The organism is Pseudomonas sp. WSY_20 (genome assembly GCF_043104335.1).
GTDB classification, from domain to species: Bacteria; Pseudomonadota; Gammaproteobacteria; order Pseudomonadales; family Pseudomonadaceae; genus Aquipseudomonas; species Aquipseudomonas parafulva_B.
This window is the reverse complement of the sequence record NZ_JBICKP010000022.1, coordinates 152,194-172,549: the sequence shown is the minus strand read 5'-3', so window position 1 is coordinate 172,549 and position 20,356 is coordinate 152,194. Positions and strand designations below refer to the sequence as shown.

The 20,356-nt window shown below is 62.2% G+C and carries 19 protein-coding genes; 5 read left to right on the top strand and 14 right to left on the bottom strand.

Annotation, left to right across the window (positions count from 1 at the left end; all coding sequences use genetic code 11):
• Positions 1-2: 2 nt before the first annotated feature.
• Genes ACF8E5_RS07435 through ACF8E5_RS07425 form a run of 3 tightly spaced genes read right to left on the bottom strand, consistent with a single transcriptional unit; the run spans position 3 to position 1,757 of the window.
• Positions 3-275 (bottom strand): phosphopantetheine-binding protein, encoded by a 273-nt coding sequence (locus ACF8E5_RS07435; RefSeq protein ID WP_196185544.1) that lies wholly within the window; start codon positions 273-275, stop codon positions 3-5.
• On the bottom strand, positions 244-1,062 hold the full coding sequence (locus ACF8E5_RS07430; protein ID WP_196185545.1) for a 1-acyl-sn-glycerol-3-phosphate acyltransferase: 819 nt from the start codon (positions 1,060-1,062) through the stop codon (positions 244-246). Before ACF8E5_RS07430 ends, ACF8E5_RS07435 begins: the two co-directional genes overlap by 32 nt.
• Entirely contained in the window at positions 1,038-1,757 is a 720-nt protein-coding gene (locus ACF8E5_RS07425) for a beta-ketoacyl synthase chain length factor (RefSeq protein ID WP_392475098.1), read from the bottom strand. Before ACF8E5_RS07425 ends, ACF8E5_RS07430 begins: the two co-directional genes overlap by 25 nt.
• Positions 1,758-2,058: 301 nt before the next feature.
• On the opposite strand from ACF8E5_RS07425, the gene ACF8E5_RS07420 reads away from it, so the two are divergent.
• From ACF8E5_RS07420 to ACF8E5_RS07410, 3 genes are all read left to right on the top strand, one after another.
• Positions 2,059-2,832, top strand: coding sequence for a ParA family protein (locus tag ACF8E5_RS07420; protein WP_392475085.1), 774 nt, complete (start codon positions 2,059-2,061; stop codon positions 2,830-2,832).
• A 61-nt stretch (positions 2,833-2,893) separates the two neighbouring features.
• Positions 2,894-3,202, top strand: coding sequence for a type II toxin-antitoxin system HigB family toxin (locus ACF8E5_RS07415; protein WP_197844108.1), 309 nt, complete (start codon positions 2,894-2,896; stop codon positions 3,200-3,202).
• Positions 3,192-3,548, top strand: coding sequence for a type II toxin-antitoxin system HigA family antitoxin (locus tag ACF8E5_RS07410; protein WP_058638107.1), 357 nt, complete (start codon positions 3,192-3,194; stop codon positions 3,546-3,548). The genes ACF8E5_RS07415 and ACF8E5_RS07410 overlap by 11 nt, the downstream gene beginning before the upstream one ends.
• A gap of 2 nt (positions 3,549-3,550) precedes the next feature.
• Here ACF8E5_RS07410 and trxC read toward each other — a convergent pair whose 3' ends face one another.
• The 7 genes from trxC to ACF8E5_RS07375 all read right to left on the bottom strand — a co-directional run bounded on the left by trxC (position 3,551) and on the right by ACF8E5_RS07375 (position 13,930).
• Positions 3,551-3,985 carry a thioredoxin TrxC gene (gene trxC, locus ACF8E5_RS07405; protein ID WP_197844109.1) on the bottom strand — a complete coding sequence of 145 codons (435 nt, stop codon included), beginning with the start codon at positions 3,983-3,985 and terminating at the stop codon, positions 3,551-3,553.
• A 26-nt stretch (positions 3,986-4,011) separates the two neighbouring features.
• Positions 4,012-5,472 (bottom strand): protein adenylyltransferase SelO, encoded by a 1,461-nt coding sequence (gene selO / locus ACF8E5_RS07400; protein ID WP_058638105.1) that lies wholly within the window; start codon positions 5,470-5,472, stop codon positions 4,012-4,014.
• Positions 5,473-5,593: 121 nt separating this feature from the next.
• Entirely contained in the window at positions 5,594-8,902 is a 3,309-nt protein-coding gene (gene mscK / locus ACF8E5_RS07395) for a mechanosensitive channel MscK (RefSeq protein WP_078479267.1), read from the bottom strand.
• Between the two features lie 35 nt (positions 8,903-8,937).
• Positions 8,938-10,680, bottom strand: a complete 1,743-nt coding sequence (locus ACF8E5_RS07390) for a potassium/proton antiporter (protein WP_058602953.1) — start codon at positions 10,678-10,680, stop codon at positions 8,938-8,940.
• A gap of 196 nt (positions 10,681-10,876) precedes the next feature.
• Positions 10,877-12,055, bottom strand: coding sequence for a choline ABC transporter ATP-binding protein (gene choV / locus ACF8E5_RS07385; protein WP_023532472.1), 1,179 nt, complete (start codon positions 12,053-12,055; stop codon positions 10,877-10,879).
• Entirely contained in the window at positions 12,052-12,900 is an 849-nt protein-coding gene (choW, locus tag ACF8E5_RS07380; protein ID WP_193754990.1) for a choline ABC transporter permease subunit, read from the bottom strand. The genes choV and choW overlap by 4 nt, the downstream gene beginning before the upstream one ends.
• A gap of 82 nt (positions 12,901-12,982) precedes the next feature.
• On the bottom strand, positions 12,983-13,930 hold the full coding sequence (locus ACF8E5_RS07375) for a choline ABC transporter substrate-binding protein (protein ID WP_392475084.1): 948 nt from the start codon (positions 13,928-13,930) through the stop codon (positions 12,983-12,985).
• Between the two features lie 440 nt (positions 13,931-14,370).
• Between ACF8E5_RS07375 and ACF8E5_RS07370 the strand changes: the two genes are divergently transcribed.
• Together ACF8E5_RS07370 and ACF8E5_RS07365 are read left to right on the top strand one after the other, a co-directional pair.
• Positions 14,371-15,747, top strand: a complete 1,377-nt coding sequence (locus tag ACF8E5_RS07370; protein WP_078479266.1) for an L-serine ammonia-lyase — start codon at positions 14,371-14,373, stop codon at positions 15,745-15,747.
• Positions 15,748-16,194: 447 nt separating this feature from the next.
• Complete coding sequence (locus ACF8E5_RS07365; RefSeq protein WP_023532694.1) at positions 16,195-17,301, top strand: GlxA family transcriptional regulator; 1,107 nt, start codon at positions 16,195-16,197, stop codon at positions 17,299-17,301.
• A 94-nt stretch (positions 17,302-17,395) separates the two neighbouring features.
• Here ACF8E5_RS07365 and ACF8E5_RS07360 read toward each other — a convergent pair whose 3' ends face one another.
• From ACF8E5_RS07360 to ACF8E5_RS07345, 4 genes are all read right to left on the bottom strand, one after another.
• On the bottom strand, positions 17,396-17,653 hold the full coding sequence (locus ACF8E5_RS07360) for a hypothetical protein (RefSeq protein ID WP_023532364.1): 258 nt from the start codon (positions 17,651-17,653) through the stop codon (positions 17,396-17,398).
• Between the two features lie 300 nt (positions 17,654-17,953).
• On the bottom strand, positions 17,954-18,430 hold the full coding sequence (locus tag ACF8E5_RS07355) for a thioesterase family protein (RefSeq protein ID WP_058638101.1): 477 nt from the start codon (positions 18,428-18,430) through the stop codon (positions 17,954-17,956).
• Positions 18,431-18,440: 10 nt separating this feature from the next.
• Complete coding sequence (locus ACF8E5_RS07350; protein WP_196185546.1) at positions 18,441-19,406, bottom strand: L-carnitine dehydrogenase; 966 nt, start codon at positions 19,404-19,406, stop codon at positions 18,441-18,443.
• Positions 19,407-19,424: 18 nt separating this feature from the next.
• Positions 19,425-20,309, bottom strand: a complete 885-nt coding sequence (locus ACF8E5_RS07345; protein ID WP_058638099.1) for a 3-keto-5-aminohexanoate cleavage protein — start codon at positions 20,307-20,309, stop codon at positions 19,425-19,427.
• Positions 20,310-20,356 lie beyond the last annotated feature (47 nt).

Sequence of the window (20,356 nt, the reverse complement as noted above, 5' to 3'; positions counted from 1 at the left end):
TCTCAGGCGGCCTGACGGGCGGTGACGAACGCCGCCAGGGCGGCGACACTGCTGAAATGGTTGCGGGTGTCCTTGGCATCGGCGTCGATCTTGATGCCATAGCGCTTCTGGATGGCCAGGCCGAGCTCAAGCGCATCAACCGAATCCAGGCCCAGGCCTTCGCCGAACAGGGTCTGTTCGTCGTCGATGTCCTGGACGCTGATGTCCTCCAGGCCCAGGGCGTCGATGATCAGTTGCTTGAGATCACGGTTGAGGTCTTGCTGTGACGCGCTCATCGGCGGCGAGCTCCTTGATGTAGTAGTTGTGCAGATAATCGTTGAGCAGACGGGAAGCTTTGGGCGCAGGGCCCAGGGCCGTGTAGGCGCCGGGATGCACGTCCGGGCCCACCGAAAGGGTGAAGTGCACCCGCCTGCCGGGTATGCGGTACCAGGGTTCGTTCTTGGTCAGCGTGGTCGGGCTGACCTTGATGGTGACAGGGGTGATGACGCTTGCACCGCGCAGGGCAATCGCAGCCGCGCCGCGGTGAAAGGCCGGCGGCTGACCGGGCGAGGTACGCGTGCCTTCCGGGAAAATCACCAGGGTCTGGCCCTGTTGCAGCGAGGCGACGGCGGTGTCGAGCATGTCCATGCTGCCATCGTTGCCGATGTACTGCGCCTCGCTGACCGGCCCGCGCGTGAACGGGTTGTCGAACAGGCTCTGCTTCACGACGCAATTGGCTTGGCGTACCAGGCCGATCAGGAACACCACATCGATCAGGGACGGGTGATTGGCGATGATCATCTGGCCCGGCCGGCCCAGGCGCTCGGCCCCGTCAATTTCGTAGGTCAGCACACCCATGGCGCGCATGAACTGCACGAAGCGCCAGAACAGCCAGCTGATGGTGCGCCGGGCCCGCTCGCGGTGGCGTGCCCGGCCACCCGGCAGGCAGGCCAGCAGCGGAAACACGAATAGCCGCAGGGTCAGGCAGCCCACGCCAAACAGCATAAAGCTCGTGGCGGTGGCCAGCAGGCGCCAGATATAGGCGTCGCCTGGCCTGCTCACGGCTGTCGGTGCCAGTTCCATGTACGACGCTTCCCTGTGTGAGTGAAATCGGTGCGGCCGTTGAGCATGGCCTTGAGCCAGGCCAGGCCGTGAGGCAGCGCAGGCACGGCAGGTGACGCGGCGACCTCGCCGGGCGCCAGCTGCCATTGCCGGCCCGGGGTCAGCAACAGGCCGAGCGCGTAGGCGAACGGTACGTCGTCTATCCAGGGGCCATAGGCCGGTGGTGGCTGCTCTTCGGTGACGATCAGCAGCACGGCTGGGGCGCCATCAGCCATGAGCGCTGCGGCTTCTACCACGCCCTGTTCGAAACCATCCCCGGCAGCGGCCAGAGCCGTCATCTCGCAGGTGGAACCGCGCAGGATCGACCACAGGCCAATGACCGCGTTGTGCACCGAGAGGCTGAACTGGGTAGGGGACAGCGGCTGCCCGGCAGCCAGTTCGCCCAGAATCGAAAACGTGCGGGGTGTTTCACCGTGGCGTGAAACGAACACCAGCGGCAGCGGCGGCTGGCCCTCTGCCAATGGCCAGGCCACCGCGAACGCCATGCGCGCCATGTGGCTCAGCCGACGACGCTGCATGGCTGGCAGGAAGGCTACGTCAGGCGCGCAGGCGTCTGCACCCGATGGCGAATTGCCGCTAGCCCAGGCGTGCCAGTCGGCAGGCGCCGAAAGGCCCGGAGCCCATGCACGCCATTGGGTGATGTTGAAGGTGATCACGGTGGTCTTCTTCCCGCCCTGAGGGGCTTCCATGCCGAGCGAACGACTCGGCGCCTGCCTGTCAGGGGTGGTGCGTTCATCGAGTGGCGCGCATTATCCCGGTGCGGCAGTGATGTAGCAATGGATTCGGATCCAAAAAGACAACGCCTTAAAGCGGATGTGGCGTGGTCCGATTGAATAGTTTCATTTTTCCGACAGTCGGTTACGGCGCCACGGGTGGTGGGCGGCCGCTGTAGCAGCGCTGGTCATGAACACAGTGTCGCCACATACTCGGAACCTCGTCCCTATCCGGAGCTCAGTCATGCGACGCGTGGTGTTCAATCAGAAAGGCGGGGTGGGCAAGTCCAGCATCGCCTGCAACTTGGCCGCGGTAAGTGCCCATGAAGGCTACCGAACCTTGCTGATCGACCTGGATGCACAGGCCAACTCGACCCAGTACCTCACTGGGCTGGTGGGCGAAGACATTCCCATGGGGATCGCCGATTTCTTCAAGCAAAGCCTGTCCGGCGGACCTGGAGCAAAGAAGAACAAGGTCGAAATCTACCAGACGCCATTCGACAACCTGCATGTGGTCACCGCCACCTCTGAGCTGGCCGACCTGCAACCCAAGCTCGAAGCCAAGCACAAGATCAACAAGCTGCGAAAACTGCTCGAAAACTTGAGTGAAGACTATGAGCGGATTTACATCGACACCCCGCCGGCCCTCAACTTCTACGCCGTCTCGGCGCTCATCGCAGCGGACCGTGTACTGATCCCGTTCGACTGCGACAGTTTCTCGCGCCAGGCCCTGTACGGGCTGCTGGCCGAGATCGAGGACATCAAGGAAGACCACAACGAACACCTGATCGTCGAGGGCATCGTGGTGAACCAGTTCCAGCCCCGTGCCAGCCTGCCGCAGCAGATGCTGGACGCGCTACTGGCCGAAGGCTTGCCGGTGCTGCCGGTGTATCTGGGCAGTTCGGTGAAGATGCGTGAGTCGCACCACGCCAGCCTGCCCCTGATCCACCTCGACCCCCGCCACAAACTGACCCAGCAATTCGTGGCGCTGCATGATTTGCTGGGTGGGGAGGGGTAGGCGCAGCTTCCGTGCAAGTCTGGTGTTGATCATAATCTCCCAAAACGGGAGATTTTTTGAAATGCGGGTGATTGCCAAAAGCAGTCTAGTGAAATTTTGGGAGATGCCCGGTAATCGCGATGCCAAGGCTGCATTGGAAAGCTGGTATGACTTAGTGATCAAAGCTACTTGGCTAACACCGCAGGATGTGAAAGATCAGCTCGGCAACGCTCGCATCTGTGGAAGGAACCGCATTGTTTTCAACATTGGCGGTAATAAATATCGCCTCGTCATGGAAATGCAATATAAGTCGGGCATCGCCTGGGTGAAATTCGTCGGCACCCATGAATGCTATGACGAAATTGACGTGGAGACAGTGTGTGAATATTAAGCCTATTCGCAGTGATGAGGATCTGCACGCGGCCTTTCGGCGGCTTGAGGCTATCTTCCAAGCCGAACCGGGCACCCCCGAAGCTGATGAAATGGAAGTACTCGTAACCCTGATTGAAGTGTACGAAAACAAGTACTACCCCATTCAGTCGGCTACCCCTCTGGAAGCCATCAAATTCTGCATGGAGCAACAAAGCCTCACCCCGCGAGACCTGGAGCCCTATATCGGGCCCAGTGGCCGGGTATCTGAGGTCTTGAATGGAAAGCGTAGGCTGAGCCTCTCCATGATCAGACGCCTGCACGAGGGGTTACGCATCCCCTATGAGTCGCTGCTGGGGGGTACCTGAAGTCAAACCCCTTTGCTGCGCAGCCACTCCAGCAGTGCCTGAAGGGGAAGAGCCCCCGCCTGGCGCACGACCTCGCGGCCGTTGCGCATCAGGATGAGGCTCGGGATCGAGCGAATGCCCAGTTGCCCGGCCAAGGTGCGGTTGGCTTCGCTGTCGAGCTTGGCCAGGCGGCAGCGGCCACTCAATTGGCGGGCCGCCTGTTCGAACACTGGCGCGAAGGCCTTGCAGGGGCCGCACCAATCGGCCCAGACATCGATCAGCAAGGGCAGGTCGCCTTTGACCTGGCTGGCATAGCTGTTCCCGGTCAGCACGAACGGCGTCTGCAGCACGACCTGCTGCTTGCAGCGGCCACACTTGGGCGCATCGCCCAGGCGGTCGGCGGGTAAGCGGTTCAGGCCATTGCAGTGAGGGCAAGGGACAACCAGCGAATCGGTCATTTCATCTCCGTTCGAGTAAGTGGGTTTCAGGACGAGCAACTGATTTCCAAGTGCTTGCCCCAGGCAGGGGGCGGCGCTGCATAGGCCTGCATCCCGGTCTGTTCCTCGAACGGGCGGCTGAGCACCTGATGCAAACGCCTGACCTCAGTGTAGTCGCCTGCCTCGGCCGCTTCGATGGCGTTCTGCGCCAGATAGTTACGCAGCACATACAGCGGGTTCACGGCGTGCATGCGCTCACGCCGCCCGGCAGCATGGTTCGGTTCACGTTCGCAGCGCGCTTGATAGTCCACCGCCCAGGCGTCGAAACCCGCCAAGTCGACGAAGTCGTCACGTACCGATTGCAGCGCGTCGGCCAGCGGTTGATCGCCCAGTCGGCGGAAGAACAGGTTGTAGTCCACGCCACCGCTCTGCATGCGTTGCAGCAGGCGCTCGACCAGGGCCATGTCCTCGTCCTCGGCCGTCGTCAGGCCGAGCCGACGACGCATCAGGTCCAGGTAATGGGCCTGGTACAGGGGCAGGAACAGCGCCAGCGCCTGCTTGAGCGCTTCGACATCGATCACCGTGGTCAAGGCCTGGGCCAGCGCACTGAGGTTCCAATGGGCGATCGGTACCTGATTGGCATAGCTGTAGCGGCCGCGGTCGTCGGAGTGGTTACAGATGAAGTTGGCATCAAAATCGTCGAGGAATGCGAACGGACCGAAATCGAAGGTGATTCCCAGGATCGACATGTTGTCGGTGTTCATCACGCCGTGACAGAAGCCGTACGCTTGCCAGCGTGCGATCAGCTCGGCATTGCGCTCGACGATGGTCTGGAACATGGCCAGGTAAGGCTGTGCGGCGTCTTTGCACTGCGGGTAATGCTCATCGAGTACATGGTCGATCAGCACGCGCTGCTGCTCGGGCTGCTGGGTGTAATAGAAGTACTCGAAATGGCCAAAGCGGATATGGCTCTGGGCAAGGCGGGTGAGCATGGCAGCGCTTTCCTGGGTTTCGCGCCACACCGGGGTACTGGAGCCGATCACGCACAGGGCGCGGCTGCTGGGTATGCCCAAGGCATGCAAGGCTTCGCTGGCCAGAAACTCACGGATCGAAGAACGCAGCACGGCACGGCCATCGCCCATGCGTGAGTAGGGTGTCTGGCCGGCGCCCTTGAGGTGCAGGTCCCAATGTTCACCGGCATCGTTGACCACCTCGGTCAGCAACAGGCCGCGCCCGTCCCCCAGGCGCGGGTTGTAGCCGCCGAACTGATGGCCGGAGTACACCATCGCCCGCGGATCGGCGCCTTCCCAGAGCTTGTGGCCGCTGAACAGCTCGGCGAACAACGGCAGCTCGGCCTGGGCCGGGTCCAGGTCGATCAGCGCCATGGCCGACGCACTGGCAACCACCAGGCGAGGGTCTGCGATGGGCTCGGGCAGTACCTGGGTAGAGAATGCGTCGCCCAGGCGGGCGAAGCGGTTGTCGAAGGTGAGCTGGTCGAGCGCTTTCACGGGGCTGCTCCTGAGTCGGGGTGGCAAGAGGCCGCTGCGTGGCCCTGTGCGGGCGGACCGGCCGTGAGCGAGGACCACGCCCTCGCGGGTGGAACAGGCATATCTGCCCTATGGAGTCCAATCACACCGGGGGAGTGCCATCGGATTTTGGCGAGTCCATCGGTATCAACTGTTGTTTGCCGGCTTTGGGGTCCATCAGGAACACCTCGACCTGGCGTACGGAGATCTTGATGTCGTGCGCCTTGAATTCCCGGTTGATGTAGCGATTGATCTCGTCCAGCGTGGGGTTGCGATCGCCCAGGTCACGGACATGCATGCGCAGTTCGTGGTCCAGCGAGCTTTCCCCGAATTGCAGGAAGTACACCAGGGGTTCGGGGTCCTTGAGTACCCTGGGGTTCTCATGTGCACCCTTGAGCAGCAGGTCGCGCACCAGGTCCAGGTCCGAGCCGTAGTCGATGCCCAGCTTCAGGGTCACGCGGGTGACGGTATCGGTGAGCGACCAGTTGATCAGTTGCCCGGTGATGAACGTCTTGTTGGGGACGATGATGTCCTTGCGGTCGAAGTCGGTGATGGTGGTGGCGCGGATGCGGATCTTGCTCACCGTGCCCGACAAGTTGCCGATGGTGATGGTGTCACCGATACGCACCGGGCGTTCGAACAGGATCATGATGCCCGAAATGAAGTTGGCGAAGATTTCCTGCATGCCGAAACCCAGGCCTACCGACAGCGCGGCGACCAGCCACTGCAGCTTGTCCCAGCTGACCCCCAGGGTGGAGAGGGTGCTGACGATGCCGACGCCGACGATGGTGTAGGACAGCAGCGTGGTGGTGGCGTAGGCGCTGCCCTGGGCCAGGTTCAGCCGCGACAGTACCAGCACCTCCAGCAGGCCGGGCAAGTTGCCGGCCAGGGCGAAGGTGATGCCCACGATCACCAGTGCGCCGAGCAGGTCACCGAGGCTGATGGGGACCATGCTCGCCGCAGCGCCTGTACCGCTGGTGTATTCGTACAGCACGAAGTTGTTGAGGTAGGCGAACACCGAGAGCAGGTCCGACCACACCCAGTACAGGCCGGCGATGAAACCGCCGAGCAAGGCCAGGCGGATCAGGCGCAGGGACTGCTGGTTGACCTGTTCGATATCCAGCGTCGGTTCTTCGACGACGACTTCACCATCGAGCCCTTCCTTGGCCGCAGCCCGCTTGCTGAGCGCGCGCTGGTAGGCCAGGCGTCGGGCGGCCACGGACAGCCCGCGCACGAATGCCGCCTCGATCACCAGCCAGAACAGCAGCAGGTAGAGGGTGTAGATCAGGCGGTCGGTGAGTTTCAGCGCCGTGTAGTAGTAGCCGAAGCACACGGCGATGAACAGGGCGATGGGCAAGGCCGTGAACGCCACACCCACTGCCTTGCGAAACAGCGAGGTGTCGCGGTGGGCAGGGCTGCTCAGCAACAGGCGGCTGAGCAACCAGGCCATCAATGCGTAGCAAGTCAGCACCACGCCAATCCCCAGAACGTCATCGGCCAGCGCCGAGGGCTGGTGTTCGGCTACCGCCACTACCCCTACCAGTGCCAGCACCACGGTGCCAAGACGCCGGACCCAGCCGCGGAGGAACTCCACTTGCGGCTTGTACCAGCGGAAGTGAATCTCGGCCACCCCGCCAGGCGAGAGAATGCGGTAGGCCGTATAGAACACCAGCCAGGCCTGGGCCAGTTGCCACAGCGCCGCGCCAAGGTTGGCGTTCTGCCCGCGGGCGTCGATCTGCAAGGCATAGCTGCACAGCGCAAGACCCAGGCTCACTGGCATCGCCAACAGGATGTTGATCAAGATCGCCTGAGGGGTGTGCCACTGGCTGTCGCGGCGGAAATGGCCGATGTCCTGGTGCACCTTGCCCAGGCGCTGGTACAGGTACTTGCGTCGCCACAGCAACGCGCCGATCACCAGCAACAGCGGCAGGAACAGCAACGGGCGCTGACTCAACCCGTCAGCCAGCTCCTTGAGGCCCGAGCCCCACGGCAGGTCCGCCACCTGGTCAGCCAGGCGTTGCGGCACATAGGCCAGCCAGTCCCAGTCCAATGGCTTGTTGCTGGGTATCCAGAACATCTGCTCGTCCAGCGTGGTACGCAGACTCTGGGCAGTGCCCAGCAGCTGCTTCTGGTTAAGCTGCAAGGTAATGGATTCGTTGAGCAGGGCCGACAGCTCCCGGTTCAGGCGTTCGAGCAAGTCGCTGCGGGTGATGGCCACTTCCAGCAATGCCTTGCGCAACTGGGGGGTGACGGTTTCAGGGGGCTGGGCTGCCAGCAGTTTGTCCACGTAGCTGATCGGGCTACTCATCTGCTCGCGCTGCTGATTGACCTCGAACTGGTACAGGCGTGTGTCGGCGATCTGGTCAGCCAAGTCACGGTCGAGCTTGAGATGCGGCAGGGTCTGTTTCTGTTTGTAGAGGATCTTGGACAGCAGCAGGCTGCCCTTGAGCACGCTGATCTGCTCGTCCAGCGCCTGGTCGGCCTGGGTCAAGGTGTCGAGCTGCTGCTTGGTCCGCAGATTCTGCTGGGTCAGTTCGTTGAGCCGGTCGGTGCTTCTGAGCAGGTAGTCGGACAGCTTGAGGTTGGCTGCGCTTTCGGTGGCCAGCAGGCTGCTGCCGCCGGCTTTCTGGGCTTCGATCGACTGCTGCGTGACGGTTTCCTGGGACTGGGCCAGGCGTTTGTCATTGATCAGAGTCTGCAGGTCCTGGATTTCCTGTTCCAGGCGTGCTGTGCGCTCGATCAGCAGGTCGTGGCGGGCATTGCCCAGGTCCTGCAGCACACTGTTTCCAGCCAGCTCCTGGCGGCGCAACTGGGTAAGGGCGTTGAGCGAGGCCAGTTCGGCGTTGAGCTGGTTGCGCAGGTCGGGGCTGACAGGCTTGCCCGCGTCCTTGCCGCTTTTGAGGATGCTGTTGATTTGCTGGGCCCGCGCCTGGCTGCTGCTGATCTCGGACTGGGCCCGTTCGGGACGGGTCTGCGAATTGATGATCAGGCTGTTGGCTTCGGCCAGCGCTTTTTGCAGCTCGCCTTGCTGGGTAGTGCGCTCACTGAGCATCTGCTCGAGCTGCGGCACGCCTAGGTTTGCGTAGCGCTGGGCCACCGACTGCACCGAACTCTGCTTGAGCCTTGCCAGCTCTTTCTGGCTGTCGCTGGTTTCCTTGGGCGCGCTGGCCAGTTGCTGCTTGAGGGCAGCCAGCTTGCGTTCGTTGTCTTCCTTGCTGGCCAGCAGGCCGAGGGTCTGCTCGAGCACTTGCTGCAGGGCCTTCTGATCGGCTTCGGGCAGCTTGCGCTCGGCGATCTTGTCGAGGCTTTCCTGGACGCTGGCGGTGGTGGGGGCTTCAGCGGCGGCGACCGCCAGGGGAAGGCAAAGGCACAGCCCGAGCAGGGCTGTGCGAAGGTGCAGGCGAAAGGACATAGGCAGACTACTTGTGGATCAGGCAGAAACGAAGTTTAGAGGAACAATCCTGGTCCTGGTCGCGATCCTTCGGGGAATCTGACGCCCACTTTCTGAATCTTGTTCCCGTCCATGGTCGCCACGGTCCAGATCGTGCCATGCCATTCGACCTGGTCGCCTACCACTGGCGCGCCTCCGACCTTCTGTCGGATGAACTGCGCCAGCGGCATGTGGGCATCCTGGCTGTCGACGTTGAGACCGTAGAGCGATGCCACGGCGCCGAGTTCGGCATCGCCTTCGAGCACGAAGTCGCCGAAGAAGCGCAGGTCCAGCCCGCGCTGGGGTGCCTGGCTGAAGAGTTTGCCCAGTGCAGGCAGGTTGTGCTCATGCCCGATCACGCACAGCATGTCGTCCACTTCCAGCACCGTACTGCCCGAAGGGTGTAGCAATTGTTCGCCACGGAACAGCGCGGCGATGCGCGTGCCCTCTGGCATCTTCAGCTCCCTCAGCGCTGCGCCAATGCACCACTTTTCGGCACCCAGGCGATAGACGAACATCTCCCATTCGCTGGTGATGTGCACTTCCAGTGCCGAGCGTGAAATGGGCGCCGGGTCTGGCGGGACCGTCACCTTGAGCAGTTTGGCCATCCAGGGCAGGCTGGTGCCCTGCACCAGCAGCGAAACCAGGACGATGAAGAACGCCAAGTTGAAGAACAGCTGAGCGTCTGGCAGGCCGGCCATCAACGGGAATACCGCCAGGATGATGGGCACGGCGCCGCGCAGGCCCACCCAGGAAATGAAGGCCTTCTCGCGGTCGTGGAACGCCTTGAAGGGGAGCAGTGCGGCGACCACCGACAAGGGGCGTGCGACCAGAATCATCCACAGGGCAAGGCCCAGTGCCGGCAGGGCGATAGGCAGCAGATCGTGAGGCGTCACCAACAGGCCCAGCACCAAGAACATCCCGATCTGGGCCAGCCACGCCATGCCGTCGAGCATGTGCAGAATGCCGTGGCGGCTGCGGATCGGCTTGTTGCCCAGCACCAGCCCGCACAGGTAGACCGCCAGGAAACCACTGCCATGCAGGGCGTTGGTCAGCGAGAAGACCACCAGGCCACCGGCCACGACCAGAATCGGGTACAGGCCGCCTGCCAGGTTGATGCGGTTGACCAGCTGCAGCATCACCCAGCCGCCGCCCAGCCCCAGCAGCCCGCCGATGCCGAACTCGCGCAGCAGGTGGCCCAGCAGGCTCCAGTGCAGCCCGGTCTGGCCGCTGGCGATCATGTCGATGAGGGTCACGGTGAGGAACACCGCCATCGGGTCGTTGCTACCCGATTCGATTTCCAGCGTGGCGGTGACCCGTTCGTTCAGGCCTTTACCGCCCAGCAGTGAAAAGACCGCCGCGGCATCGGTGGAGCCCACGATGGCGCCAATCAGCAAGCCCTGGATCAGGCTCAGGTCGAACAACCAGGCCGCCACCATGCCGGTCAGCGCCGTGGTGATCATGACCCCGACCGTTGCCAGCGAAAGCGCCGGCCACAAGGCAACCCGGAAGCTTGCTACCCGCGTGCGCAGACCACCGTCGAGCAGGATCACGGCAAGCGCGAGGTTGCCCACCAAGTAGGCGGTCGGGTAGTTGTTGAAAATGATGCCACCCCCGTCCACGCCAGCGATCATGCCGACGGCCAGGATAATGACCAGAATCGGGATGCCGAGCCGCGACGACAGCGAACTGACCAGGATGCTTGCCCCTACCAGCAATGCGCCGATCAGGAACAGGCTATTGATGGTACTGGCATCCAAAGGCAGGTACTCCGGGACAACGAGGAGGGAAGACGTGGTAGCGCGTATTCGATGTTTGCTAGCAGGTCGCGTGCCAACCGATTCTAACCTGATGAATTGGCAGCCTGTAAAGCGTTTCTGAAGATGTAGGCAAGCCAGCCCGCAGCGCGAACCGCTCTCCTCAAAGAAGAGGGCCGCGAGTGCGGCCCTCGTGCAATCAACCGTGGTTCTTGCCCAGCAGCGCGTGATACAGCTCGGTGTCTCCCAGAATGCCCACGACTTTGTCGTTTTCCTGCAGCACCAGCTTGTTGCCGGTCTGGTAGCGAATCTGCAGGGCCTCACGCATGCCGATGTCGGCATGCACCAGGGTTGGCCTGCGGCTCAGGCCTTCCACTGCCTGCCCTGGCGCCCAGTTCTGCATCTCCAGGCCATTCTGGCCTTGCCGCGCACGCTTGATCGAATTGCCTTCACCCAGGTCCAGCCACGAGTCGCCGCCGGGGTCCAGGCAGACCGAACCGTTGACGCGCTTGCAGTTGTCCAGCGAGCGCATCAGGCTGCGTCCGCACAGCACGTTCAGCGGGTTGGTATGGGCCACGAAGGTGCGCACGTATTCATCGGCCGGGTTCAGCACGATTTCCTCGGGCTTGCTGTACTGGATGATCCGTCCGTCCTTCATGATCGCGATCCGGCTGCCCAGCTTGAGCGCCTCGTCCAGGTCGTGGCTGACGAAGACGATGGTCTTGTTCAGCTGGCTCTGCAGGGTCAGCAATTCGTCCTGAAGGCCTTGGCGGATCAAAGGGTCCAGGGCCGAGAACGGTTCGTCCATCAGCAGGATGTCGGCGTCCATGGCCAGCGCACGTGCCAGGCCTACGCGCTGTTGCATGCCGCCGGACAATTCATCGGGCTTCTTGTTGCGCCACTGGGCCAGGCCTACCAGTTCGAGTTTTTCGTCGACCAGCTTGCGCCGTTCCTTCTCGGGGCGGCCCTGCATTTCCAGGCCGAAGCTGATGTTCTCGCGCACCGTGAGCCAAGGCATCAGGGCGAACTTCTGGAACACCATGGCGATACGCTTGGTGCGCATCATCTTCAGTTCAGCCGGGGTGCAGTGGGCGATATCGATGTGCTTGCCTTCGTGCTCCACGAACAGCTTGCCGCGGCTCACGGTGTTCAGCCCGTTGATACAGCGCAGCAGGCTGGACTTGCCCGAACCGGAAAGGCCCATGAGCACGCAGATCTCGCCTTTCTGGATGTCCAGGTTGGCTTTTTCTACGCCGACCACAAGGCCGGTCTGCTTGAGAATTTCTTCGCGGGTCTTGCCCTGGTCCAGCAACGACAGCGCTTCGCGTGGCTTGTTGGAGAAGATGACGTCGACGTCTTCGAATCGAATGATACTCATGCTTCACTCCTGGCCGGCAGCTCCGGTTGCTTGCAGATACGGTCGAGCATGATCGCCAGCAGCACGATTGCCAGGCCCGCTTCGAAGCCCAGGGAAATATCGGCGGTGTTCAGTGCGTTGACCACAGGTTTGCCCAGGCCGTCGGCGCCCACCAGGGCGGCGATCACCACCATCGACAGCGACAGCATGATGCATTGGGTGACGCCTGCGGCGATGCTCGGCATCGCATGGGGCAGTTCGATACGGGTGAGCAGTTGACGGCGCGAGCAGCCAAAGGCCTTGCCGGCGTCCATCAGTTCCTGGGGTACATCGCAGATGCCCAGGTAGGTCAGGCGGATGGGGGCGGCGATGGCGAACACGACCGTCGAGATCAACCCAGGCACCACGCCCAGGCCGAACAGGGTAAGGGTAGGGATCAGGTAGACGAAGGTGGGGACCGTCTGCATCAGGTCGAGCACCGGCCGCATGGCGGTGTAGAACATCGGCTTGTGTGCGGCGACGATACCCAGCGGCACGCCGATAGCCACGCAGACCACGGTGGCGAAGCTGACCTGGGCCAGGGTTTCCATGGTTTCCTGCCAGTAGCCCAGGTTGAGGATCAGCAGGAAGGACAATCCGACGAAGGCGGTCAATGCCCACTTGCGCTGGATCAAGTGCGCCAGTGCAGCGAACAGGGCGATGAGCACGAGCGGGTTGAACCAGGTCAGGGTACTGGTGACGCCATGGATCATGAACTCCAGGCCTTGGGCGATGGCGTCGAAATAATTCGCGCCGTGCTGGGTCAGCCACTCGACGAACGAGGACATGTATTGGCCCAGGGGTATTTTCTGATCGATAAGCATGATAGCGAGCTTCCACCTGCGTAGATTGAAATCAACCCGGGGCGGGCACGGTCCTGCCCCGAGGTAGCGCTACTGCGTAGTTCGGTTATTGCGTCAGCTTGGCCTTGGCCGCCTCCAGGCCAGGTTTGCCATCCACAGTGGTCACGCCTGCCAGCCAGGTGTCCAGCTTGCCGGGATTGTCCTTGAGCCATTTGCGCGCAGCGGCGTCAGGCTTCATCTTGTCGTCCAGGACATAGCCCATCATGGTGCTTTCGTCCTTGAGCTCGAACGACAGGTTCTTCAACAGTTGGCCGACGTTGCTGCATTCCTGCGCATACCCCTTGCGGGTATTGGTGTACACCGTCGCCTTGCCAAAATCGGGGCCGAAGAACTCATCGCCACCGGTCAGGTACTGCATCTTGAACCGGGTGTTCATCGGGTGCGGCTCCCATCCCAGGAATGCGATGGCCTCGCCACGTTTCTGCGAGCGGTCCACCTGGGAAAGCATGCCGGCCTCGCTGGACTGGATAATCTTGAAGCCGGCGTCCTTCAGGCCGAAGGCGTTCTTGTCGATCATGCTCTGGATGGTGCGGTTGCCATCGTTGCCCGGCTCGATCCCGTAGATCTTGCCGCCTAGCTCATCCTTGAACTTGGGAATGTCGCTGAAATCCTTCAAACCCTTGTCGTACAGGGCTTGCGGTACTGCGAGCGTATACTTGGCGTTTTCCAGGTTGGCGCGCAGGGTTTCGACCGTACCGGCGTCGCGGTACTGCTTGATGTCGTTCTCCATGGTCGGCATCCAGTTGCCGAGAAACACGTCCAGGTCCTTACCGGCCGCCAGCGACTTGTAGGTCACCGGCACCGAGATCATGGTGGTGTGCGTCTTGTAGCCCAGGGCGTCGAGCACAGCGCTGGTGGTGGCCGTGGTTACCGTGATGTCGGTCCAGCCGACATCCGAAAACCGCACCGTCTGGCACTGCTCGGGTTCTGCGGCCTGGGCCAGTACCGGTGCGGACAGCAACGCGACCAGCAACAGCGAGGGTGAACCTTTCATGGGTGGACTCCTGTGATTTTGTCTTCGGGTTCGCGTGGTTCGTCGGACGTTCTGAGGGTCCGATCGATCAGGCCTGCAGAGGGCAGGTTGCGTGGCCGTGCTTTACGAGTCGCTTTCGATAATCCTCCAGCGCCGGGCAATCGCCTACTGGTGGAGTCGTATCCAGTACGCAACGGGTCGCATCCAGTATGGGCAATGTCGCTTATGGATTCTTCTACCCATCCTGCCGCTTTTTTGCGTCACCAAGGCACCGGAAAGCGGCGCACTGAGCCTGCAAAACAGGCGGCGCGGCTGGACAAGACTACGTCGGTTGCAGACGGCGAGCAGGGTGGCAAAAGCCCGATGATGCGTGCATTGAAGGCGGCCTGCAGTCCAGCCTAGCAGCTGCCCCGCCCTGCGCATTGCGCGTACAGACAAGCCCAGCAAGAGGTGATTCGACAATGGCCATCAGCGTGTTCGACCTGTTCAAGATCGGTGTCGGGCCTTCCAGCTCGCATACCGTCGGCCCCATGCGAGCCGGTGCCCTGTTTGTCCAGGGGCTGCGCGAGCGCGGCGAGCTGGAACAGGTTAAGCGGATCGAGGTGCGCCTGTATGGCTCGCTGTCGGCTACCGGTATCGGCCATGGAACCGACAACGCCACCATCATGGGGCTGATGGGCGAATGGCCAGACGCCATCGACCCTACCCAGATTGTCCCGCGTATCGCCGACCTGCGCGAAACCCAAGTGCTCAAACTCGATAACCGCCTGCCCATCGATTTCATCTGGGCCCGTGACATGCTGCTGCTTGACGAGAACCTGCCTTACCACCCGAACGCCATGACCCTTGTGGCAGAAGGCGAGCAGGGCGAAATTCACCGAGATACCTACTACTCAGTCGGCGGTGGCTTCGTGGTCGATGCCGCCCAGGCCGCCAGTGGCGTGCTGGACGCCGACCAGACCGTGCTGCCGTACGATTTCAACAGCGCGGCCGAGCTGTTGCGCCTGTGCAAGCAAAACGACCTGAGTGTGTCGCAATTGATGATGGCCAATGAACGGGTCTGGCGCAGCGAGGCAGAAATTCGGGCCGGCCTGCACACGCTTTGGGATGCCATGCAGGAGTGCGTCAACAATGGGCTCAAGTACGAAGGCACGCTGCCGGGCGGGCTGAATGTCCGTCGTCGTGCTGCCAAGCTGCACCGCAGCCTGCAGGAAATCGGCAAGCCCAACGTGATCGGCTCGACCATGAGCGCCATGGAGTGGGTCAACCTGTTCGCCTTGGCCGTGAACGAGGAAAACGCCGCAGGCGGGCGCATGGTCACCGCGCCTACCAATGGCGCGGCCGGCATCATTCCGGCGGTGCTGCACTACTACATGCGCTTTAGTGACGAGGTGGACGAGTCCAGCGTGGTGGATTTCTTCCTGGCGGCCGCCGCCGTGGGCATCCTGTGCAAGAAGAACGCCTCGATCTCAGGGGCCGAGGTGGGCTGTCAGGGTGAGGTGGGCTCGGCCTGCGCCATGGCCGCTGCAGGACTTGCTCAGGTACTGGGCGCTACCCCGCCCCAGGTTGAAAACGCAGCCGAGATTGCCCTGGAACACAATTTAGGCCTGACGTGCGACCCGGTAGGCGGACTGGTGCAGGTGCCCTGCATCGAGCGCAATGCAATTGCTGCAGTGAAAGCCATCAACGCTGTGCAGATGGCGTTGCGTGGTGATGGCGAGCATTTCATCTCCCTCGACCAGGTGATCCGCACCATGCGTGATACAGGTGCCGACATGCACGACAAGTACAAGGAAACCTCGCGCGGCGGCCTTGCCGTCAGCGCCATCGAGTGCTGATGCACTTCTTCGACCTGCGGTGTCATCGTCGAGCGATCGGCGCTGGCACCACGCTCATCATAACGGTGCAAAGCACCACCTCGTGACCTTAAAACGTGCAAGACGATGCCTACCGTCAGTCGGATGTCGCGATCGGTGCAGGCGTTGTCGGTGACACTCAAGAGTGTCGTTTCTGGGCAACTTGGGTAATGCGTGTCACCAAAGTGCTCAGGGGTGACACGCATGCCGCCTAGAACGCCTGTTTGAGGGCTGTAACAGACTTGTAGGAAAGTCCTGATTTTGACGACGGAGTAGGTCGTTTTCAGGTTTTTTCGGATAGCTGTTCAATTTCAGGCACGGCGTTTGCGTAGTGATAGACAACCAAGCCCCGTGGACGACCCCGGGGCAATAACAAGAAATCAGTGTCCGCCTGAGGCACGCCCTGCATTTGTGTGAGGAGAAATCGCGATGACGTCGTACACCTCCGGGAACCCAACCCAGAACCGCACAACCCCCCAGTCCATCGGGTTTCTTCTCCTGGACAACTTCACCCTCATTTCTCTGGCGTCGGCGGTCGAGCCCCTGCGCATGGCCAACCAGCTGTCCGGCCGCGAGCTGTACCGCTGGCATACCCTGACCGTCGATGGCGGCCAGGTCTGGGCCAGCGACGGCTTGCAGATCACACCCGATGCCGCCATGCACAGCGCGCCCCCCATGGACACGGTCATCGTCTGTGGCGGTGTGGGTATCCAGCGCACCGTGACGCGTGAGCACGTGACCTGGCTGCAAGCCCAGGCTCGCCAGTCGCGCCGCCTTGGGGCGGTGTGCACCGGCAGCTGGGCGCTGGCCTGTGCCGGCCTGCTCGACGGCTTCGATTGCAGCGTGCACTGGGAATGCCTGGCGGCCATGCAAGAGGCCTACCCACGGGTCAACATGAGCACGCGCCTGTTCACGCTCGACCGCAACCGCTTCACCAGCTCTGGCGGCACCGCGCCGTTGGACATGATGCTGCACTTGATCAGCCGCGATCATGGTCGGGAATTGTCGGCGGCCATTTCCGAGATGTTCGTCTACGAGCGCATCCGTAACGAGCAGGATCACCAGCGCGTACCGCTCAAGCACATGCTGGGCACCAATCAGCCGAAACTGCAGGAAATCGTCGCCCTGATGGAAGCCAACCTCGAGGAGCCGATCGACCTGGACGAACTCGCCGTCTACGTATCCGTGTCGCGTCGGCAGCTGGAGCGGCTGTTCCAGAAGTATCTGCACTGCTCGCCTTCGCGCTATTACCTCAAGCTGCGGCTGATACGCGCACGCCAGTTGCTCAAGCAGACGCCGATGTCGATCATCGAGGTGGCTTCGGTCTGCGGCTTCGTGTCCACGCCGCACTTCTCCAAGTGCTACCGCGAATACTTCGGCATTCCACCGCGCGACGAGCGTGTTGGCTCCAATACCACCCAGCAGGTGGCGATGATGCCGATTCCACAGGCCATCACCCTGTCGCCCCACAGTGGTCCGATGGCGGCATTGAGCCAGGCGCGTAATGAGTCAACGTTTGCCAGTGTAAGGCTCTAAGGGTTCAGGGCTGCGCTGCAGCCCGTTCGCCGGCATCGCGCGGCCCCTCTAGGGGCCGGCTTGCCGACGATCACGCCGGCATCGGAGCAATCGCTCAGGCGCGCTTGTTGAATTGCGCCAAGGCTGGCAGCAGCTGTTTATCAATCGCCTGCCGCACGGCCGGTAACAGGGTGGCGCTGCCCGCGTACATCTGCTCGACCATCCCCTTGAGCGCCCGCGCATTCGGTTCGGTGAGCCCGCGTACTACGGCCTCACACGCCTGCTCGGCGCTGGCACCGGCCGGAATGTCGAACCCGCGTGCCCGCAGGTGGCCCGCCAGGTCGTCTTGATCAATCAAATCGGCATGCATCATGGCTGTTGTCCCTTTTATCGCATAGAGAGTGCTGCAGTGATCACGACCGATTCTGTGGCGCCGCCGTCATGCTCGCAACCTCGAAAGGGCAGAGTGGCCGCTTTGGCTATGAACAGGTCGTTTCCGGCTAAATCCGCTGCCCAGGAACTGCGCACACTCTAGTCATCTACCGCTACGGAGGGTTTGGTCACCCTCACTCGTGCACAGTGGATGTTGCTCGCTCTTGGCCCCGGATGCTCACGGCTTTCCGGGGTTATTTTTTTGCAGATCACCTATCCATTTTCAATCGCTCGCAAGACCCTAGCCGTTCGCTGGAAGGCGGATCACCCGCCCGGTATAGGCGTTGGCCGGTACAGGCCCCTGAGCATTGAGGGTGGCGGCCAGGGCAGCGCTGCTGCGCTGACTGAAGGGTGCGGATTTCGGCCCCGCGAGGTCCACATGCAGCAGCATCTGTTCGCTCGCCGCCAATGGATCTCCAAACCCCGCGCGGTGCAGGCTGTGGTAGACATGCAGGCGCTTGCGGTCAAAACCGACGATGTGCGTCTGCACCCACACCTCGGTGCCGAGCTTTACCTCGTGCAAGTAGTTGATGTGCGCCTCGAGCGTGAACAGAGAGTTGCCACCCTGCCCACGGCTTTCGGCATCCAGCCCAATGCGCTCCATCAGCGCGTCGGTGGCGTAGCTGAATATCAGCAGGTAGAACGCATCACGCAGGTGACCGTTGTAATCGACCCAGTCTTCCAGCACTTGGGTCCGGTAGGTGATCAATGCAGGCATCGTGCTCTCCTCAGTCGCTGAACGACATGCCATGGTTGGCTTTGCTGGTGCTCACCGCTTCCAGCACCGCCAGCAGCGTGTCATCCCGGTAGCGTTCCAGCGCGGCGATGCTGCGATCACCCAGTTGCTGCGACGTACCCTCCACCACATCGTCGATCAGTTTGTCGGTCAGCTCAGGCGCCGGCAGGTAGGTCCACGGCAGCTTCAGTGCCGGCCCGAATTGCGACATGAAGTGACGCATGCCGGCATCGCCACCGGCCAGGGTGTAGGTCAGGAAGGTGCCCATGAACGACCAGCGCAGGCCCGCGCCAAAACGGATGGCGTCGTCGATTTCACCCGTGGTGGCGACCCCGTCGTTGACCAGGTGCAGCGCCTCGCGCCACAGCGCTTCGAGTAACCGGTCGGCGATGAAACCGGGGACTTCCTTGCGTACGTGCAGTGGCCGCATGCCAAGGGCGGTATAAACAGTGCTGGCCGCCTCGATGGCCTGCGGCGCAGTCTGCTTGCCGCCGACGATCTCGACCAATGGCAGCAGGTACACCGGGTTGAAAGGATGGCCTACCACACAGCGCTCAGGGTGAACGGCCGAGGCGTAGAACTCGCTGGGCAACAAGCCCGACGTGCTGCTGGCAATAATTGCATCGGGTTTGGCAGCGGCGCTGATCCGTGCATGCAAATCGAGCTTCAGGTCCAGCCGCTCAGGCGCGCTTTCCTGGATGAAATCAGCCTCGCGCACGCACGTTTCAACGGTATCGACAAAGGTCAGGCGGGCTTGCGATGCGCCTGGCGCAAGGCCCTGTTTCTCCAAGGCAGGCCAGGCGTTGGCGATGCGTTTGCGCAGGGCCTGTTCGGCGCCTGGCGCCGGGTCCCAGGCGATCACGTCCAGGCCATGGGCGAGGGCGCGTGCAACCCAGCCGCTGCCGATCACGCCGCTGCCCAACGCGGCAAATGTCTTGATGTCAGTGATGAAGGTCATGCAGGTCTCCAGAAGCGATCAGCGACGGTTCAGGTTCATCTTTGCCCGGCCTTCTGCGGGGCTCAGGACACGGGCACCCAGGCGCGAAATGATCTCTACCGCGCGCTCGACCAACTGGCCGTTGCTCGCCAGTACGCCACGGTCCAGGTACAGGTTGTCTTCCAGGCCGACTCGCACGTTACCGCCGAGCAACACGGCCTGCGCGGCCATGGGCATCTGCATGCGGCCGATGCCAAAGCCGGCCCAGGTGACATCGGCGGGCAGGTTATCGACCATAGCTTTCATGGTGGTGGTGTCAGCCGGTGCGCCCCACGGTATTCCCAGGCACAGCTGGAACAAGGGGTTGTCGAGCAGCCCTTCCTTCATCATTTGCTTGGCGAACCACAGGTGGCCGGTATCGAAAATTTCCAGCTCTGCCTTGACCCCCAGCTCCGTAATGCGCCGGGCACCGGCGCGTAGTTGCGCGGGCGTGGAAACGTAGATGGAATTGCCGTCACCGAAATTGAGGGTGCCGCAGTCCAGGGTGCAGATTTCCGGTAATAACGCCTCGACGTGGGCCAGGCGTTCGAGCGGGCCGATCAGGTCAGTGCCCTGCCCGAATGCCATGGGGTTTTCATCGGGCCCGATTTCCAGGTCGCCGCCCATGCCGGCAGTGAGGTTGACGATGATGTCCACGTCGGCTTCGCGAATGCGCTCCATGACTTCGCGATACAGGGCGACATCACGGCTGAAGCGCCCCGTCTGCGGGTCGCGTACGTGGCAGTGGACCACTGTGGCGCCGGCCTTGGCGGCTTCCACGGCCGCTGCAGCGATCTGCTTCGGCGTGACGGGGACCAGATGGCTTTTTGAGGCAGTGTCGCCGGCGCCGGTCAGGGCGCACGTAATGATGACGTCGTGGTTCATGGGGGATCCTGTGCGATCTGTTGTGGGCTTTTCGCCGGCAAGCCGAC

Bases quoted from the DNA above. Each gene is read 5' to 3' on its own strand.
- ACF8E5_RS07435 (WP_196185544.1), bottom strand. From the start codon at position 275: ATGAGCGCGTCACAGCAAGACCTCAACCGTGATCTCAAGCAACTGATC.
- ACF8E5_RS07430 (WP_196185545.1), bottom strand. From the start codon at position 1,062: ATGGAACTGGCACCGACAGCCGTGAGCAGGCCAGGCGACGCCTATATC.
- ACF8E5_RS07420 (WP_392475085.1), top strand. From the start codon at position 2,059: ATGCGACGCGTGGTGTTCAATCAGAAAGGCGGGGTGGGCAAGTCCAGC.
- ACF8E5_RS07415 (WP_197844108.1), top strand. From the start codon at position 2,894: ATGCGGGTGATTGCCAAAAGCAGTCTAGTGAAATTTTGGGAGATGCCC.
- trxC (WP_197844109.1), bottom strand. From the start codon at position 3,985: ATGACCGATTCGCTGGTTGTCCCTTGCCCTCACTGCAATGGCCTGAAC.
- mscK (WP_078479267.1), bottom strand. From the start codon at position 8,902: ATGTCCTTTCGCCTGCACCTTCGCACAGCCCTGCTCGGGCTGTGCCTT.
- choV (WP_023532472.1), bottom strand. From the start codon at position 12,055: ATGAGTATCATTCGATTCGAAGACGTCGACGTCATCTTCTCCAACAAG.
- ACF8E5_RS07375 (WP_392475084.1), bottom strand. From the start codon at position 13,930: ATGAAAGGTTCACCCTCGCTGTTGCTGGTCGCGTTGCTGTCCGCACCG.
- ACF8E5_RS07370 (WP_078479266.1), top strand. From the start codon at position 14,371: ATGGCCATCAGCGTGTTCGACCTGTTCAAGATCGGTGTCGGGCCTTCC.
- ACF8E5_RS07365 (WP_023532694.1), top strand. From the start codon at position 16,195: ATGACGTCGTACACCTCCGGGAACCCAACCCAGAACCGCACAACCCCC.
- ACF8E5_RS07360 (WP_023532364.1), bottom strand. From the start codon at position 17,653: ATGATGCATGCCGATTTGATTGATCAAGACGACCTGGCGGGCCACCTG.
- ACF8E5_RS07355 (WP_058638101.1), bottom strand. From the start codon at position 18,430: ATGCCTGCATTGATCACCTACCGGACCCAAGTGCTGGAAGACTGGGTC.
- ACF8E5_RS07350 (WP_196185546.1), bottom strand. From the start codon at position 19,406: ATGACCTTCATCACTGACATCAAGACATTTGCCGCGTTGGGCAGCGGC.
- ACF8E5_RS07345 (WP_058638099.1), bottom strand. From the start codon at position 20,309: ATGAACCACGACGTCATCATTACGTGCGCCCTGACCGGCGCCGGCGAC.